The sequence below is a fragment of the Micromonospora sp. CPCC 205561 genome (genome assembly GCF_036906775.1).
Taxonomy (GTDB): domain Bacteria; phylum Actinomycetota; class Actinomycetes; order Mycobacteriales; family Micromonosporaceae; genus Micromonospora.
In genome coordinates this window covers 1-17,308 of record NZ_JBAKHV010000014.1, presented here as the reverse complement: position 1 = coordinate 17,308, position 17,308 = coordinate 1, and the positions used below count along the sequence as shown (strand labels likewise).

4 protein-coding genes and 1 pseudogene are annotated in these 17,308 nt (G+C 74.4%); 2 read left to right on the top strand and 3 right to left on the bottom strand.

The annotated features are described in order from the left end of the window. Positions 1-13: 13 nt before the first annotated feature. The 3 genes from V6V16_RS10455 to V6V16_RS10445 all read right to left on the bottom strand — a co-directional run bounded on the left by V6V16_RS10455 (position 14) and on the right by V6V16_RS10445 (position 14,827). Positions 14-7,162 (bottom strand): amino acid adenylation domain-containing protein, encoded by a 7,149-nt coding sequence (locus tag V6V16_RS10455; protein WP_334561690.1) that lies wholly within the window; start codon positions 7,160-7,162, stop codon positions 14-16. Beyond that, on the bottom strand, positions 7,159-13,644 hold the full coding sequence (locus tag V6V16_RS10450) for an amino acid adenylation domain-containing protein (RefSeq protein ID WP_334561779.1): 6,486 nt from the start codon (positions 13,642-13,644) through the stop codon (positions 7,159-7,161). Before V6V16_RS10450 ends, V6V16_RS10455 begins: the two co-directional genes overlap by 4 nt. Positions 13,645-13,834: 190 nt before the next feature. Beyond that, positions 13,835-14,827, bottom strand: a complete 993-nt coding sequence (locus V6V16_RS10445) for a TauD/TfdA family dioxygenase (RefSeq protein ID WP_334561689.1) — start codon at positions 14,825-14,827, stop codon at positions 13,835-13,837. Between the two features lie 218 nt (positions 14,828-15,045). On the opposite strand from V6V16_RS10445, the gene V6V16_RS10440 reads away from it, so the two are divergent. Together V6V16_RS10440 and V6V16_RS10435 are read left to right on the top strand one after the other, a co-directional pair. Next, the gene (locus V6V16_RS10440; RefSeq protein WP_334561688.1) at positions 15,046-15,264 is read left to right on the top strand and encodes an MbtH family protein; all 219 of its coding nucleotides are present in this window, start codon (positions 15,046-15,048) and stop codon (positions 15,262-15,264) included. A gap of 20 nt (positions 15,265-15,284) precedes the next feature. Continuing rightward, positions 15,285-17,084 (top strand): annotated as a pseudogene (locus tag V6V16_RS10435) (non-ribosomal peptide synthetase); the annotation flags it as partial. Positions 17,085-17,308 lie beyond the last annotated feature (224 nt).

The window sequence follows — 17,308 nt, the reverse complement described above, 5'->3', positions numbered from 1 at the left end:
TCCGTGACGACGGTCAGCCCTCGGCGAGCACGTCGGTGATGACGCGGGCGAGCTCGTTGACGAGCGGCGGCTTGATGACGCTGAAGTGGTCACCCGGCACCCGGTGCACCCGCACGCCGCCGGTGCAGAGCTCCTCCCAGCGCGCCAGGTAGTCCGGGTAGCTCTGGCCGGACGTGACCTCGTGCTGACCCTGGGCGAGCTCGTCGCTGACGACGAGTTCCAGCCGTCCCGGCCAGGGACGGTGCCGGTACTCGACGTCCACCTCCATGACCTCGCGCCAGATCCGGACCACCCGTGGCCACGAGTCCCCCACGCCGCGCTCGGGCAGCGCGATGCCGGTCTCCTCGTCGACGTCGTCGACGAGGTGCTCGAGCAGGTCGAGGATCTCGCGGCGGCGCTCGGGGGTGTCGGCCTCGTCGCCGCCGGTGCTCACCTCCTCAAGCAGTAGTTCGAGGCGGCGGATCAGGGCCAGCTCGCTCCAGGCGTCGGCGCGGGTGTGGATGTCCAGGCCCGGGTCGAGCAGGATCAGCGTCACCTCGTGCCCGTCCTCGACCAGAAGGTGGGCCATCTCGCTGGCGATGCCGCTGCCGCCGCACCAGCTGAACAGCCGGTACGGTCCGTGCGGCTGAGCCCGGCGCAGTTCGTCGGCGTAGCGTCGCGCCATCTCCGCCGTCGTGGGCGTTCCCTGCGGGTGCGGGCCCGGCCACTCGAACGCCGCCACCGGCTGCTCCGGGTGCAGGTGCGGAGCCAGGCGCAGATACCAGTGGGCGCTGCCGCCACCGGGATGCACGCAGAAGAGCGGGGGGCGGCCGTCGCCGCCGCGCCGCAGCCACATCATCGCGCCGGCCGGCGCCGCCCTCGGGTCCTGGAGTGTCGCGGCCAGCCCGGCGACGGTACGGTGTTCCATGAACGAGCCGAATGTCAGCTCGTAGCCGTGCCGGCTACGCAGCGTCGCGGTCAGCCGCATCATCGCCAGCGAGTGGCCGCCGAGCTCGAAGAAGTCGTCGTGCACGCCGATCCGCTCGATGCCGAGCGCCTCGCTCCAGGCGGTGGCGATGTGCTCTTCGACGTCCGAGCGCGGCGCGACGTAATCGACGTCGGTGGCCGGCCGCGAGCCGTCGGGCGCCGGCAGGGCGCTCCGGTCGACCTTGCCGTTGCGCGTGTACGAGAAGTCGTCCACCCGGATCCAGTGGTGCGGCACGAGGTGCTGCGGCAGGCGTTCCCGCAGGTAGTCGCGCAGCTCGGCCGCGGAGGCCGCGGTCCCGTCCGTGGCGCGGGTGTAGGCCGCCAGCGAGGCGTCGGGGGTGCCCGCCCGGTGCACCGCCACCACCGCGGCGGCCACCGCCGGGTGGCCGGCGAGGGCGTGCTCGATCTCGCCGAGCTCGATCCGGAACCCGCGGACCTTGACCTGGTGGTCGCTGCGCCCGTGGAAGTGCAGGGTGCCGTCGGGGTCGCGGGAGACCACGTCGCCGGTGCGGTACATGCGCTCACCCGGCCGGGACGCGTACGGGTCCGGCACGAACCGCTCGGCCGTGAGTTCCGGCCGGTTGAGGTATCCGCGTACCACGCCCGCCCCGCCGAGCACCAGTTCCCCGCGGACACCGGGGGGCAGCAGACGCAGTGCGTCGTCGACGACGTAGGCGCGCACGTTGTCCAGCGGCAGCCCGATCGGCGGCGGCGCCGTGTCCGTGGCCCGCAGCTCCGCGATGGTGGCGACGACGGTGGTCTCGGTGGGGCCGTAGGCGTGCAGGACGCGCACCCGGTCGGCCCACCGCGCCGCCTGGTCGGCCGTGCACGCCTCGCCACCGGTGACCAGCACCCGCAGGCGCGGGAAGTCGTCCGGGTCGAGGCGGTCCAGCAGCGGCGGCGGCAGGGTCATGTGGGTGAGTTCGGCCGCGTGTCGGCGCAGGTCGCCGGGGTCGGCGTCCGGCGGGGGCAGCACCAGCGTCGCGCCGTTGGCGAGGGCCAGCAGGATCTCCCAGACCGACGCGTCGAAGCTGGGCGAGGCGAACTGCAGCACCTCGTCGCCGGCGTGCGCGCGCAGGACCCGCCGCTGGGCGTGGCAGAAGTTCAGCACGCTGCGGTGGGTGACCGCGACGCCCTTGGGCCGCCCGGTGGAGCCCGACGTGTAGATGACGTAGGCGAGGTTCTCCCCGCCCAGCGGCACCGCCGGCGGGTACGCCACCCGGGGGCGACCGTTCGCGAGGTCGGCGACCAGCACCGTCGCCGCCGTGCGCGGCAGCCTCGGAGCCAGGTCGGCGTCGGTCAGCACCACCACGGGTTCCGCGTCGCGGATCATGTCGCCGATCCGCTCGGCGGGGTAGGCGGGGTCGAGGGGCAGGTAGGCCCCGCCGGCCTTGAGCACGGCCAGCATCGCGACGACGAGGTCGGTCCCGCGGGGCAGGTGGATGCCGACGACGGTGTCCGCCCGGGTGCCCAGCTCCCCCAGGCGCGCGGCGAGCCGGTCGGACCGGTCGTCCAGCTCCCCGTAGGTGAGCGTGGCGTCGCCGTGCCGCACCGCCACCGCGGTGGGCGCGGCGGCCGCGCGCCGCACGACGAGGTCGTGGACGAACGGCGCCGCCGGGAACGGCTCGACGGGCTGGTGCGCCTCGACCGCCCAGGCCCGGTCGGCGGCGCTCAGGCCGACGTCCGTGTCGCCGTCCGGGTCGGCGGCCATCGCCTCCAGCACTTGCCGGTAGGTCCGCGCCAGCAGTTCGAGGTACGGCCGGTCGATGTCGGCGGGCCGGGCGCCCAGCCGCAGGACCCCCGGGAAGGTCCAGACGTCCAGTCCGACACTGCTCGGGCTGAAGTCGTCGACCATCTCGACCGACTCGGCCGGGCCGTCGAGCACGTGGAAGTCCAGGTACGAGAAGCCGACCCGCAGCAGGGGCGCGCCGTTGCCCCACTGCCGTTGCATGGACGGCAGCGGGTAGCGGCGGTGCGGCCACAGCCGCGCTTCGCCGGCGAAGACGCCCTGGACCAGGCCGCGCCAGGTGCGGGCGGAGGTGTCGGCGGCGAACGGCACGGTGTTGAGGAACATGCCGAACACCTCGTCGCCGCGCAGCCGCTCGGGCCGGCCGTTGCACAGCAGGCCGCTGAAGAACCGCTGCCGGCCGGTGACGATGCTCATCACCTTGAGGTGCGCGGCGTGCAGCACGCTCTTCAGGGAGGTGCCGGCGGCGGCGGAGAGCCGGCGCAGCGCGGGGCGCAGGTCGGCCCACGGAACCTCGATGACGGTCGCCGGGGCGTCCGACTCGATACCCCACTCGGGCGGCAGTTCGAGCCGGTCCGATCCCGCGACGGTCGCCGCCCAGAAGTCCCGGTCCGTCGCCGAGGCGAGGGACTCGCGCTCACGGGCGACGAAGTCGGCGAAGCGCACCGCCGGCGGCGGCGGCAGGGCGGGCCGCTCGCCCCGGCGCAGCGTCCGGTACAGCGAGAGCAGCATCGCCACGGTGGAGGTGTGGCTCCAGCCGTCGAGGATCGCGTGGCTCTCCGAGTGGGTCAGACACCACTCGGAGTCGCCGAGCTGGTGCACGTGGTAGCGCAGCAGCGGTGCCGTGGTGATGTCGAACGGCCGGACCCGCTCGGCGCGCAGGTGCGCGCGTACCGCCTCGTCCTGCTCGTCGGGCCGCAGCCCGCGCAGGTCGTCGTAGCCGAACGGCAGGTCGACCGACGCGTGCACCAGTTGCATCAGCTCGGAGAAGCTGGACAGGTCGAACGACGTGCGCAGGATCTCGTGCCGGTCGGTGAGCAGCCGGCCGGCCTCACGCAGCGCGTCCAGCGAGAAGGGCAGCCGGTCGTCGATCCGGTAGCAGGAGACGTTGCGGTAGACCGGCCGATCGCCGCCGGAGAGCATCTCGAAGAGCATGCCCGCCTGGTTCTGGGTGATCGGATAGGCGTCGACGAGACCGTCCGGCAGCCGGCACCGGTCCGCCGCGTCGACCAGCGCGAACCGGTCGACGGTCGGCTCCGCCTCCTCGGCCGGCTCGGTCGGGACGGCTACGCCCGCCAGGTCGGCCACGCTCTGGTGGGTGAACAGGTCCTGGACCGACACCGCGAGGCCCGCCGCGCGCAGCAGCCCCACCATCCGGATCGCCCGCATCGAGTCGCCGCCCAGCAGGAAGAAGCTCTCCGTCACACCGACCGTGTCGATGCCCAGCGCCACGCCGAACGCGTCGGCTATCCGCTTCTCGGTCTCGTCGCGCGGGGCGACGTGGCCGTCTCCCACCGCGCCCCGTACCGCGTCGGGTGCCGGCAACGCGCGGCGGTCCACCTTGCCGCTGGCGGTCAGCGGCAGGGCGGGCAGGATCGTCCAGCGCGCCGGGACCATCGCGTCCGGCAGGCGGTCGAGCAGGTACGCGCGTACCCGCTCGACGGTCTCCGGTCCGACCAGGTAGCCGACGAGCTGCTCGTCGTGGACGGCGACCGCCGCGGCGGTGACGCCGGGCGCCTCGTACAGCACGGCCTCGACCTCGCCCAGCTCGACGCGCTGACCACGGATCTTCACCTGGTGGTCGATCCGGCCGAGGTACTCGATGCTGCCGCAGGGACGGTAGCGGGCCAGGTCACCGGTGCGGTACAGGCGCCGCCCCGGTTCGGCGGCGAACGGGTCGGGGATGAAGCGTTCGGCGGTCAGCGCGGCCCGGCCGAGGTAGCCCCGGGCGAGCTGCACGCCACCGATCAGCAGCTCGCCGGGGACCCCGACCGGGGTGGGCTGGAGCGCGGCGTCGACGATGTGGGCGGTGGTGTTGGCGATCGGGCGGCCGATGGTGACGGGCTCGCCGGGCTCGCACCGCACGGCGGTGACGTCGACCGCGGTCTCCGTCGGGCCGTACAGGTTGTGCAGCTCGCACCCGATCCGCTCGTGCGCCCGGGCGACCAGCTCGGGCGGCAGCGCCTCGCCGCTACAGATCAGCCGCCGCAGCGACGGCAGCGACCCGACGGGCCCGGCCAGGAAGGCCCGCAGCATCGACGGTACGAAGTGGACGGTGGTGATCCCCTCCGCCCGGATCACGTCGGCCAGGTACGCCGGGTCGCGGTGCCCGCCGGGGCGGGCGAGGACCAGCGTCGCGCCGGTGACCAGCGGCCAGAAGAGCTCCCACACCGACACGTCGAACCCGACCGGCGTCTTCTGCAACACCCGGTCCGAGGCGTCGAGCCGGTAGGCGTCCTGCATCCAGAGCAGGCGGTTGACGATCGCCCGGTGCTCGATCAGGGCACCCTTGGGCCGGCCGGTCGAGCCGGAGGTGTAGATGAGATAGGCGGCGTGCCCGGGAGTGACCACCGTCGACGGTGACGGATCGCCGGCGGGAGCCGCCGGCCCGTCGGCGGAGAGGAAGTCCTCGTCGATCACCAGGGCGGCGCCCGAGTCGCGCACCATGAAGGCGCGGCGCCGCGCCGGGAGCTCCGGGTCCAACGGCAGATAGGCGGCGCCGGCCTTCAGGACCGCCACCAGGGCCCGCATCAGGTCCAGGCCGCGGGGCAGGCAGACGGCCACGACGGACTCGCCGCCGATCCCGGCCCGGCGCAGGCGCCCCGCGAGGAGGTCGGCCTCGGCGTGCAACCGGCGGTACGACAGCTCCTCGCCGTCGAAGCGCAGCGCGACCGCGTCGGGCGTGCGGGCCGCCTGCGCGTCCAGCAGCCCGGTCAGGGTCGCGGCCGGACCGGCTGCCCGCGTCGGACCGTGGTGGTCGACGCCTGTGTCGTTCCAGGCCGCGAGCTGGGCCGTCTCGGCGTCGGTGAGCATGGGCAGCCGGGTGACCGGGGTCTCCGGGTCGGCGACGACGGCGGCCAGCAACCGCCGGTAGTGCCCGGCCAGCCGCCGCGCGGTCGCGGCGTCGAACAACGCGGTCGGGAAGTCCACCCCGCCGGAGAGGGAGCCGTCCGCCTCCTCGGCCAGCCCGAGCGTCAGGTCGAACTTCGCCGTGGTCGGGCCGGTGGACAGCGCCTCCCCCACCAGGCCGCCCGCGTCGAAGCCGACCGGGCCGCCCTCCTCGAAGAGGAACATGGTCTGGAACAGCGGGTTGCGGGAGAGGTCGCGCTGCGGGGCCAACGCGTCGACGATCCGCTCGAACGGCACGTCCTGGTGGGACTGGGCGTCCAGCACCGTCTCCCGGACCCGGGCCAGCAGCTCGACGAAGGACGGCTCGCCCGCGAGGTCGGCCCGCAGCACCAACGTGTTGAGGAAGAGTCCGACCAGGCCGTGCACCTCCAGCCGGTCCCGGCCGACGGCCGGGGTGCCCACCGCGATGTCGGTCTGCCCGGTGTAGCGGGCCAGCAGCACCTGGAACACGGCCAGCAGCACCATGAACGGGGTGGCGTTCGACGCCCGGCCCAGTTCCCGCAGCCGGCCGGCGACGGTCGCCGGCACCGTGAAGGTGACCAGCCCGCCGTCCGGGTTCCACACCGGCGGCCGGGGCCGGTCGGTCGGCAGCTCCAGCGGCGTCAGCCCGGCCAGCCGGTCCCGCCAGTGGTCGACCTGCCGGTCCAGCCGGTCCCCGGCGAGCCGGGCCCGCTGCCAGACCGCGAAGTCCGCGTACTGGATCGGCAGCGGGGCGAGCGGGGAGGGCCGGTCGGCGACGAAGGCGTCGTACAGCGCGCCCAGTTCGCGCAGGATGATCCCCTCCGACCAGCCGTCGGAGGAGATGTGGTGCATGGCGAGCACCAGGGCGTGCTCGTCCCCGGCGAGCCGGACCAGCCGGGCCCGCAGCGCCGGACCGGCGGCCAGGTCGACCGGCTCCGACGCGCCGAGCAGCTCGGCGAGGCGCCGCTCGGCCGTCTCCCGGTCGCCGTGGCCGAGGTCGGTCACCGTTACCTCGACCGGGGCGGGCGGGTCGACGACCTGTGCCGGCTCACCGTCGACCACGACGTACCGGGTCCGCAGGATCTCGTGCCGGGCGACCAGTTCGGTCAACGCCCGGCGCAGCGCGTCGAGGTGCAGCGGGCCGCGCAGCCGCAGGCCGACCGACATCAGGTACCCGGTGCCGCCGGGCTGCAACTGGTCGAGGACCCAGAGCCGGTGCTGCCCGAAGGAGAGCGGCAGCGGACCGGTGCGGGGTGCCGGGGCGATGGCGTCGGCGCGGCGGGACTGACCGGCACCGCGCAGGCGCCGCTTGAGCAGTTCCTGTCGCGGGGACGCGCTCGGGGTGTGGCTAGCGGTCACAGGTTTCCCTCCATCAGCAGTTCCGCCACCTCGGCGTCGGAAAGCCGTGCGATCTCGTTCTCGATGGCCGTGTGCACCGCGTCGGCGAGGTCGGCCACGGTCGTCTGCTCGAACAGCAGGCGCAGCGGCAGGTCGATGTCGAAGCTCTGCCGCAGGTGCGCCAGCACCCGGGTGGCGAGCAGCGAGTGGCCGCCGAGGTCGAAGAAGTCGTCGTGGACGCCGACGCGCCCGACCTCCAGCACCGTGGCCCAGATGTCGGCCACGGTCTCCTCCAACGGGGTACGCGGTGCCTCGTACGCCCGGCTGAGGTCGGCGCGGACGGGCGTCGGGGCGGGCAGTGCCCGGCGGTCGACCTTCTTGCTGGTGGTCAACGGCAACGCGTCCAGCACCATCCACTGGGCCGGGACCATGTAGTCCGGCAGCCGGTCCCGCAGGTGGGCCCGGAGTTCGCCGACGGCCGGCGGGGCGCCGTCCCGGCCGACCAGGTAGGCGACCAGGCCCTTCTCCCCCGGCTGGGTCTCCCGGGCCAGCACCGCGACCGCGCGGATCGCCGGGTGCTCGGCCAGGGCCGACTCGATCTCGCCGAGTTCCATCCGGAAACCCCGGATCTTGACCTGCTGGTCGATCCGGCCGAGGAACTCGATCGTCGCGTCCGGCCGGTAGCGGACCAGGTCGCCGGTGCGGTAGAGCCGGCCGCCGGGCCCGTCGCCGAAGGGGTCGGGCACGAACCGGTCGGCGGTCAGGCCGGGCCGGTTCAGATAGCCCCGCGCCAGCCGGGCCCCGCCGAGCAGGAGTTCACCGGGCACCCCGACCGGCACCGGGTTCAGGTGTCCGTCGACCACGTAGGCGCGGGTGCCGGGGACCGGGCGGCCGATCGGCAGCGCCGCCTCGACCCGCTCGCCGGGCGGGTCGCCGGCGATCGGATGCAGCAGACAGGTGACGGTCGCCTCGGTCGGGCCGTAGTTGACCAGGAACCGGCCGGGCAGTCCGGTGGCCGCCCAGCGGCGGGCGTCGGCGACGGTGACCACGTCGCTGCCGACGTTCATCAGCTTCAGGTGCCGCAGCCGGTCGTCGCCGGCCGGCAGGGCGTCCATCACCTCCCGGTAGTAGGCGGGGGTGATCTCCATGTGGGTGACCCGGTGCCGGGCGAGGTGGTCCGGCAGCTCGGCCGGGCTCCAGAAGAGCGGGTCGCTGACCACCAGGGTCGCCCCGGCCAGCAGGGTGGCCATCATGCCGTCCATCGCCACGTCGAAGGTGAGCGCGGAGAGCAGCACCACCCGGTCGCCGGGGTCGATGTCGTACGCCCGGGCGATGACGCCGCAGTGGTGGGCGTACGCGCCGTGCGAGATCATCACTCCCTTGGGCCGGCCCGTGGAGCCCGAGGTGTAGATGACGTAGGCGAGGTCGTCCGACCCGGTCGACGGGTCCGGCGCGGTGCCGTCCCGGCCGGCGATCACCGCCCGGTCGGCGTCCACGGCGACCACGGCCACCCCTTCGGCGGCGACCCGGTCGGCGAAGCGCGCCACGGTGACCACCACCGCCGCCCCGGCGTCGGCGAGCATGAAGCGCAGCCGCTCGGTGGGATGGTCCGGGTCCACCGGCAGGTACACCCCGCCCGCCTTGAGCACCGCGAGCAGCGTGACCACCACGTCCATGCCGCGTTCCAGGCAGACCGCGACCGGCACCTCCGGGCGTACCCCGAGCCCGCGCAGGTGCCGGGCGAGCCGGTTGGCCCGGGTGTCCAGCTCGGCGAAGGTCAGCCGCCGGCCGTCGAACTCCACCGCCACGACGTCCGGGTGCTGCCGGACGCGACGGCCGAACAGCTCCACCACGCCGGTGCCGGCCGCCGCGGCGGCGCCCAGCGCTCCGGCCGTCGCGCCGGCGTCGACCGGCTCGCCGGCCCACGGCCCGACCAGGCAGGCCCGCTCCGCGTCGGTGGGCAGGGTCAGGTCGCGCAGGGTGGTTTCCGGCGCTCTCGCCAGCTGGGCGAGCAGGTGCAGGTAGTGCCCGGCCATCCGCTCGATGCTGGGGCGGTCCCAGAGCGCGGTGGCGTACTCGAACCAGCAGCGCAGCCGGCCGTCCGGGTGCTGCTCCACCGAGAGGGTGAGGTCGAACTTGGCCACCGGGTACGCGCTGTCGACGTGCTCGATGGCGCTCGGGCCGAGGGTGGCGGTCATCCGTTCCAGGTGTTGCAGCTCGAACATCACCTGGAAAAGCGGGTTGCGGGACAGGTCCCGGTCCGGGCGCAGCGTGTCGACCAGCCGCTCGAAGGCGACGTCCTGGTTGCCGAACGCCTCCGTCACGGTGCGGCGCACCTGGTCGAGCAGGACCGGGAAGGGCTGGCCGTCGACCAGTTCGGCGCGCATCACCAGGTTGTTGACGAAGAAGCCGAGCAGGTCCTCGGTCTCCTGCCGGGTCCGGCCGGCGACCGGGGTACCGACGGCGACGTCGTGCTGCCCGGCGTACCGGCCGAGCATGACCTGGAAGGCCGCCAGCAGCACCATGAACAGGGTGGCGCCCTCCCGGTGGCCCAGCTCGGCCAGCGCCCGCCCGACGTCGGTCGGCACGTCGACGATGACATTGTCACCGGCCGGGTCGCGCAGCACCGGACGGGGCCGGTCGGTGGGCAGCTCCAGCGGGGTCGACCCGGCGAGCTGCCGGGACCAGTAGGCGAGCTGGGCGTCCAGTTCGGGGCCCTCCTGGCGGGCCGCCTCCCAGGCCGCGAAGTCCGCGTACTGCACCGGCAGGTCGGGCAGCGCGGGGGCCGCGCCGCCCTCGGCGTACGCGCGGTAGAGGGTGTCGAGCTCACGCAGGAAGATGTCCATCGACCAGACGTCGAACGCGATGTGGTGCACGGTCAGCGCGACCAGGTGCTCCTCGGCGGCCACCCGGATCACCTGGGCCCGGATCAGCCGCTCGGTGGCCAGGTCGAAGGGGCGCCGGGCGGCGGCCCGCAGCAGCGCCCCGGCGCGGTCGGCGGCGTCCGGGGCGCCGCTGAGGTCGATCAGCTCGCACCCGACCGGCGCGGGCGGGTCGACCACCTGCACCGGCTCGCCGTCGACCGAGTGGTAGCGGGTACGCAGGATCTCGTGCCGGCCGACCACCTCGTCCACCGCGCGCCGGAACACCGCCACGTCGAACGGGCCGGTCAGCCGCATGGAGATCGGGATCAGGTATTCGAGGCTGCCCGGTTCGAGCTGGTCCAGGAACCACAGCCGGCGCTGGCCGAGGGAGAGCGGCAGCTTCCCGTCCCGCGCGGTCCGCCGGATCGCCGCGCCGGCCGGTTCGTCGGTGGACCCGCCGGCGCCGGGGCGGGCCCCGTCGACCAGGGCGGCCAGCTCGGCGACGGTCGGGGCGGTGAAGAGCTGCCCGACGGTCAGCTCCACGTCGAGCGCCCGGCGCACCCGCAGCACGCCCCGGATGGCGAGCATGGAGTGGCCGCCGAGGGTGAAGAAGTTGTCGTCCCGGGCGATCCGCTCGACGCCGAGCAGTTCCGCCCAGATCGCGGCGACGGTCCGCTCGGTGTCGGTGGCCGGCGGCAGGTACCCGCGTCCGGCACCGGGGCGGGGGGCGTCGGGCGCCGGCAGGGCCGCCCGGTCCAGCTTGCCGTTCGCGGTCAGCGGGAGACTGTCCAGGCTGATCACGGTGGACGGGACCATCGCGGCGGGCAGCCGGTCGGCGAGGGCGCCCCGCAGCTCGTCCGGGTCGATCCGGGCATCCGCGGCGGGGACCACGTACGCGACCAGTCCGGCGTCGCCCGACGGCTGCCGGTGCAGGGTCACCACCGCCGCGTCGACGGTGGGGTGACGCCGCAGGGCCGCCTCGACCTCGCCCGGCTCGACGCGTACCCCGTGCAGTTTGACCTGGTCGTCGAGGCGGCCCAGGTACTCCAGGCTGCCGTCGTCGCGCCACCGGGCCAGGTCGCCGGTCCGGTACAGGCGCTCCCCCGGCGTGGCGCCGTACGGGTCGGGGGTGAACTTCTCCCCGGTCAGGGCGGGTCGGTCCAGGTAGCCTCGCGCCAGGCCGACCCCGCCGAGGCAGAGCTGGCCGGCCACCCCGACCGGCACCGGGCGGTCGCCGGCGTCGAGCACCAGGACGGTGCAGCCGGGCAGCGGCCTGCCGATCGGGACGATCTCGGTCCCCTCGTCACCCCGGTAACGCCAGGCGGTCACGTCGATCGCGCACTCGGTGGGACCGTAGGTGTTCCAGATCTCCACGGCCGACAGGGCACGCAGCTGCTCGCAGAGCGCCACCGGCAACGGCTCCCCCGCGGAGCAGACCAGCCGCAGCGCGACGCACCCCGACAGGTCGGATTCCTGCAGCAGCACCCGCAGCACGGACGGCACCAGTTGCAGCACCGTGACGTCGTGTGCCCGCATCGCCCGCAGCATGGCGGCCGGGTCGCGGTGGGCGTCCGGGGCGGCCAGCACGACCGCGCCGCCGCTGACCAGGGGGGACAGGAATTCCCACATGGAGGCGTCGAAGCCGAGAGCGGTCTTCTGGAGCACCCGGTCGGCGGCGGTGAGCCGGTACTGCTCGACCGACCACAGCACCCGGTTGCGGATGCCGGCGTGGGTGACCACGACGCCCTTGGGCCGGCCCGTCGACCCGGAGGTGTACATGACGTACGCGGCGGCGTCGGGGTCGGTGGCCGGCAGCGCCGCCGCGGCGTCGTCGTCGCGCCCGGCGTCGACCCCGGTGTCGTGGCCGGCGTCGACGAGCACCACCGGGACGTCACCGGCCGACAACAGTCCCCGCAGGGCCGACTCGGTGACCAGCACCGACACCCCGGCGTCAGCCGCCATGAATTCCAGCCGGCCCACCGGCTGGTCGGGGGCGAGGGGCACGTAGACGCCACCGGCGAGCAGCACCCCGAGCAGCGCGGTCACCAGGTCCGGTCCCCGGTGCACCGCGACCCCGACCGGGGTGCCGGGGCGCACCCCGAGGGTGTGCAGGTGCGCGGCGAACCTCCGGGCGCGTCCGGCCAGCTCGGCGTAGCCGACCTCGGTGCCGTCGTCGGCGGCCAGCGCGGTCGCGTCGGGGGTCGCCGCCGCCTGGGCGAGGAAGAGCTCCGGCAGCCCCGGGCCCGCGGCCCGGTCGGCCCCGCGGCGCCACCCGCCGAGCACCTCCCGGCGTTCCCGCGGGGCCAGCAGGTCCAGCTCGTCCAGGGGGACCTGACGGGCGGCGGCGACGACGGTCAGCAGGTGCAGGTAGTTGGCGACCATCCGGCGCACCCGGGCGGCGTCGAACAGCGCGGTGGGGAAGACCACCTCCCCGTGGTACGAGCCGTCCGGCTGCCCCACCAGTTGCAGGGAGAGGTCGAACGCGGACGAGGTCCACGAGGTGGCCTGCTCGGTGACGGTCAGCCCGGGCAGGGCGAAGGGGGCCCGGTCGGCGTTGTGCAGCCCGAACCCGACCTGGAACAGCGGGTTGCGGGACAGGTCGCGCTCCGGGGCCAGCTCGGCGACGATCCGGTCGAACGGCACCTCCTGGTTGTCGTACGCGTCCAGGGTGGCCGCCCGGACCTGGTCGAGCAGGTCCGGGAAGGACGCCGCGCCGGCCAGGTCGGCCCGGAGCACGACGGTGTTGACGAAGAGACCGATCAGGTCCTCCAGCTCGATCTCGTGCCGCCCGGCCACCGACACCCCGACCGCCACGTCGGTCTGCCCGGCGTACCGGCCGAGCAGGAGCTGGAAGGCGGCGAGGAAGACCACGAACGGGGTGGCGCCCCGGTCCGCGCCGAGCCGGGTCAGGGCGGTCGCCAGCTCCGCCGGCACGGTGAAGGTGAGGCCGTCGCCGGCGGCCCGCCAGTGCGCGGGCCGGGGCCGGTCGGTCGGCAGGTCCAGCGGGTCGAGCCCGGAGAGCCGCTTTCGCCAGTAGCCGACCTGGGCGTCGACGTGCGGCCCGGCCAGCCAGTTCTCGCGCTGCCAGGCGGCGAAGTCGGCGTACTGCAGGGGCAGCGGCGGCAGCGGGCTGGGTCGGCCGGCGGCGAACGCCGCGTAGAGGGTCCGCAGCTCCCGGGCGAGGACGCCCCAGGACCAGCCGTCGAAGGCGATGTGGTGCACCACGAGGAGCAGGACGTGGTCGTCCGGCGCGCAGCGGATCAGCCGGGTCCGCAGCGGTGGGTCCTTGCGCAGGTCGAGCGGGACGTCGAGGGCCGCCTCCAGCACCTCGTCGAGGCGGCTGCCCCGCTCGCCGGCCGGCGAGTCGCTCAGGTCGACGAGGTCGATCACGACCGGTTCGGGCGGGTCGATCACCTGCACGGCCCGCCCGTCCACCGTGTCGTACCGGGTCCGCAGGATCTCGTGCCGCGCGCCGATCTCGGTCAGCGCGGCCCCCAACGCCGTGGTGTCGAGTGGGCCACGCACCCGTACCGCCTGGTGCAGGAGATATTCGCTGGCACCGGAGCGCAGCTGGTCGACGAACCAGAGCTGCTCCTGCGCCGACGACACGGCGTAGCCGTCCCCGTCATCGGGTGGCACCGCCCCGCCGGTGCCGACGTGCCGGCTGTCGCCGTCTGCCATGGGTCTTCGCCTCCGTGTCCAGGCCGGGCATCGCTGCGATGCCGTGGAGAGTTGCCGTTGCCGGGTGGGCGGCCGCCGCGCCGGGACGCGTGCGTACGCCCGCCCGTCGATCCGGTGCGCGAGGGGGGTCCGTCGGCACCGGCGACGGTCAGCCCGCCGCCGCGAGCGCCGCGCGGTACGGCTCGGCCATCGCCACGGCGATCCTCCGGTCGCCGGTGAACGGTTCCCGGGCGTGCGCGGCGAGCATGTTGTCCACCACCAGGACGTCGTCGCGTTGCCAGTCGAAGCGCCGCTGGGCCGCCCGGTAGCAGTCGCGCAGGTGGGCCACCACGTCGTCCGGGATCCGCCCGCCGTCGCCGTAGTACGTGTTCGTGGGCAGCTCGCTCTCGTCGAACAGCTCCCGCAGCCCGGCGCAGACCTCCTCGGCCAGCGTCGTCACGTGGAAGAAGGTCACGTGGTTGAACCAGAGCAGCTCGCCGGTCCCCGGATGCCGGTGCACGGCAGCGCGCCGGGCCCGGGTACGCAGCCCCGAGCCGGTCCACTGCACCTCGATGCCGCTGCGGGCGCAGTAGCGCGACACCTCGGCCCGGTCGTCGGTGTTGAACGCCTGCTCCCAGGGCACCCCGAAGCCCGCGTGGAAGTTGCGCACCACCAGCCAGCCCCGGGCGATGAACTCGTCGCGCACCGCCGGGTCGATGGACTGGCGCACCAGGCGGGTGTCGGCCAGCGGGGTGGCCCCCATGCTGGCCGGCGTCCGCAGGCAGTGGAAGTACAGCGTCATGGGCCAGTCGGCCTGGTAGGAGTTCTCGTTGTGCAGGAAGATCTCCTCGGCCGGCGGGAAGTCCGTCGAGGTGTAGACCCGCCCCTTGATCGTGCTGCGGGGCGACGACCGCTCGGAGTAGTCCAACGCCTCCCCGGAGAGTGCCCGGACCACGCCCTCGAAGCCGTCCACCCCGCCGACGTCGAACCCGCGCAGCAGGACGGCCCCGTGCTCGCGCAGCCGGGCCCGGATCGAGGTGCGGTCGGCGGCCAGCCGCCCGCCGATCGGCTCCCCCGCCGTACCGGCGGTCAGGACGAACGGAAGCGCCTTCTCGGCCGACTCGCGCGGCAGCGGCGGCACCGTCATCCGGGGCGTACTCATCGCTTCTCCTGTCGGCCGCTGGGCTGCCGGTTACGCGGCACGGCTCAGCCTCTCCGCTGAGGCACCGGTCAGAAAGAGAAACCCCGGCAAGGCTCGTACGCGTTTTTCTGCCGGTTCTTCTCTACGTCCGGCGATCGGCGTCGCGCAGGGTTTGACCGGCAGTGGCACCAGCGTCGTGTCGTTACGACACGGCTGCCCTTTCTGAAGGAGGAGCCGGCATGTCCGACGAGAACACCGATGAGCGCGCGTACCGGGTCGTGGTGAACGACGAGGAGCAGTACTCGATCTGGCTGGGCGACCGGGAGCTGCCGCTGGGATGGCACGCGGAGGGCACCGAGGGCACCCGCGAGGAGTGCCTCAAGCGGATCGACGAGGTGTGGACCGACATGCGCCCGCTCAGCCTGCGCCGGCGTATGGAGCAGGCGGCGGGCCGGTAGTCGTGACCGCCATGGCGAAGCTGACCGCGACCGACGGGCACCGGGTCCCGACGAGGTGGAACGACACCGAGGTCCGGTACCCGGGCGACCCGTGCCTGCACGAACTGGTCGAGGAGCAGGTACGGCGTACCCCGGACGCGATCGCCGTGGTGTCCGACGAGCGGACCCTGCGCTACGCCGAGCTGAACCGCGAGGCCAACCGTCTCGCGCACCGGCTGCGGGCGGCCGGGGTGCGCGCGGAGTCGGTGGTGGGAGTGTGCCTGCACCGGGGCGTCGACCTGGTGGTGGCGCTGCTGGGGGTGCTCAAGGCGGGCGGCGCCTACCTGCCGGTGGACCCGGACCAGCCGGCGGACCGGATCCGCTACCTGCTCACCGACTCGCAGGCGGCGACCGTCGTCACCGGCCCCGGGGTCGACCACGAGCCGCTGACCGCCGCCACCGGCGCCCCGGTCCGGGTCGACGAGGACCACGGGGGGCTGCCGGACGGCGACCCGGGGCCGGTCGTCGGCCCGGCCAACGCCGCCTACGTCATCTACACCTCCGGCTCGACCGGCCGCCCGAAGGGCGTGGTCGTGGAGCACCTGTCGATCGTCAACCGGGTGCGCTGGATGCCGGACGCCCTGGGCGCCGACGGCGGCGTGGTGCTGCAGAAGACGCCGTTCGGCTTCGACGTCTCCGTGTGCGAGCTCTTCTCCCCGCTGACCACCGGGGCGACCCTGGTGGTGGCCCGCCCCGGCGGGCACCGCGACCCGGCGTACCTGGCCCGGGTGGTGGCCGAACGGCGGGTCACCTCGATCCGCTTCGTGCCGTCGATGCTGCGCGCCTTCCTGGAGGCGCTGCCCGCCGGCCGGACCAGCCTGCCGTCGCTTCGGCGGCTGCTGTGCAGCGGCGAGGCGCTCCCCGCGGACCTGGTGACCGCGGCACACGAGCGGCTCGGCTGCGAGGTGTTCAACCTGTACGGCCCGACCGAGGCGGCGGTCGAGGTGACCAGCACCCGCTGCCTGCCCGGCGAGGCGGTGACCATCGGCCGCCCGGTGGCCAACACCCGCGCGTACGTCCTGGACGGCGAGCTGCGGCCGGTGCCGGTCGGCGCGCCCGGTGAGCTGGTGCTCGCCGGGATCCAGCTGGCCCGGGGCTATCTCGGCCGGCCGGGCCTGACCGCCGCCAGCTTCGTCCCCGACCCGTTCGCCGACCGGCCCGGGCAGCGCATGTACCGCACCGGCGACCAGGCCCGGTATCTGCCCGACGGCGACATCGAGTACCTGGGCCGGCTCGACCACCAGGTGAAGATCCGCGGCTTCCGGATCGAACTGGGCGAGATCGAGGCGGTACTCGGCCAGCACCCCGCCGTCCGCGCCGCCGTGGTGGACGTGCACCGCGGCGCGGCCGGCGGCCCGCAGCTCGTCGGGTACCTGCTGCCCGCCGGCCCCGAACCGGCCGACCACCGGGCGGTCCGCGCGTACCTGGCCGAGCGGGTGCCCGAGCACATGGTCCCGCAGAGCTGGGTCACCCTCGACGAGCTGCCCCTGACCGGCAGCGGAAAGGTCGACCGCCGGCGGCTGCCGGAACCCGCCCCGGCCGGGTCGGCGACCGGCGGACCGGCGACCGCGCCGCGTACCCCCACCGAACAGGCCGTCGCCGACGTGTGGGCCGAGGTCCTCGGCATCGACCGCTGCGGGGCACACGACGACTTCTTCGACCTCGGCGGTCACTCCCTGCTGGCCACCCAGGTCGTCGCGTTGCTGCACGAACGCTTCCCGGTCGACCTGCCGGTCAGCGCCGTCTTCGAGGCGCCGACCGTGGCGGAGCTGGCGACGGTGCTCCAGCGGGCCGTCGAGGAACGGGTGGCGGGGATGTCCGAGTCCGAACTGGAGACGATGTTGGCGCAGGTGGGCAAGGAGTGAAGAATCCCGAGGGCCCGTCCCGTTCCGTCCCCGCCCCGGCGCCCGCCGACGGCGCCGCGGCTGCCGCGTACGCGCCGCCGGATCCCGCCGCCGGCGGCGCGGCCCCGGCCGACGCCCGCCGTCGGGCGCTGTTGGAGGCG

Excerpts from the sequence above, each read along its gene's own strand:
- V6V16_RS10445 (WP_334561689.1), bottom strand. The coding sequence starts at position 14,827 with ATGAGTACGCCCCGGATGACGGTGCCGCCGCTGCCGCGCGAGTCGGCC.
- V6V16_RS10440 (WP_334561688.1), top strand. The coding sequence starts at position 15,046 with ATGTCCGACGAGAACACCGATGAGCGCGCGTACCGGGTCGTGGTGAAC.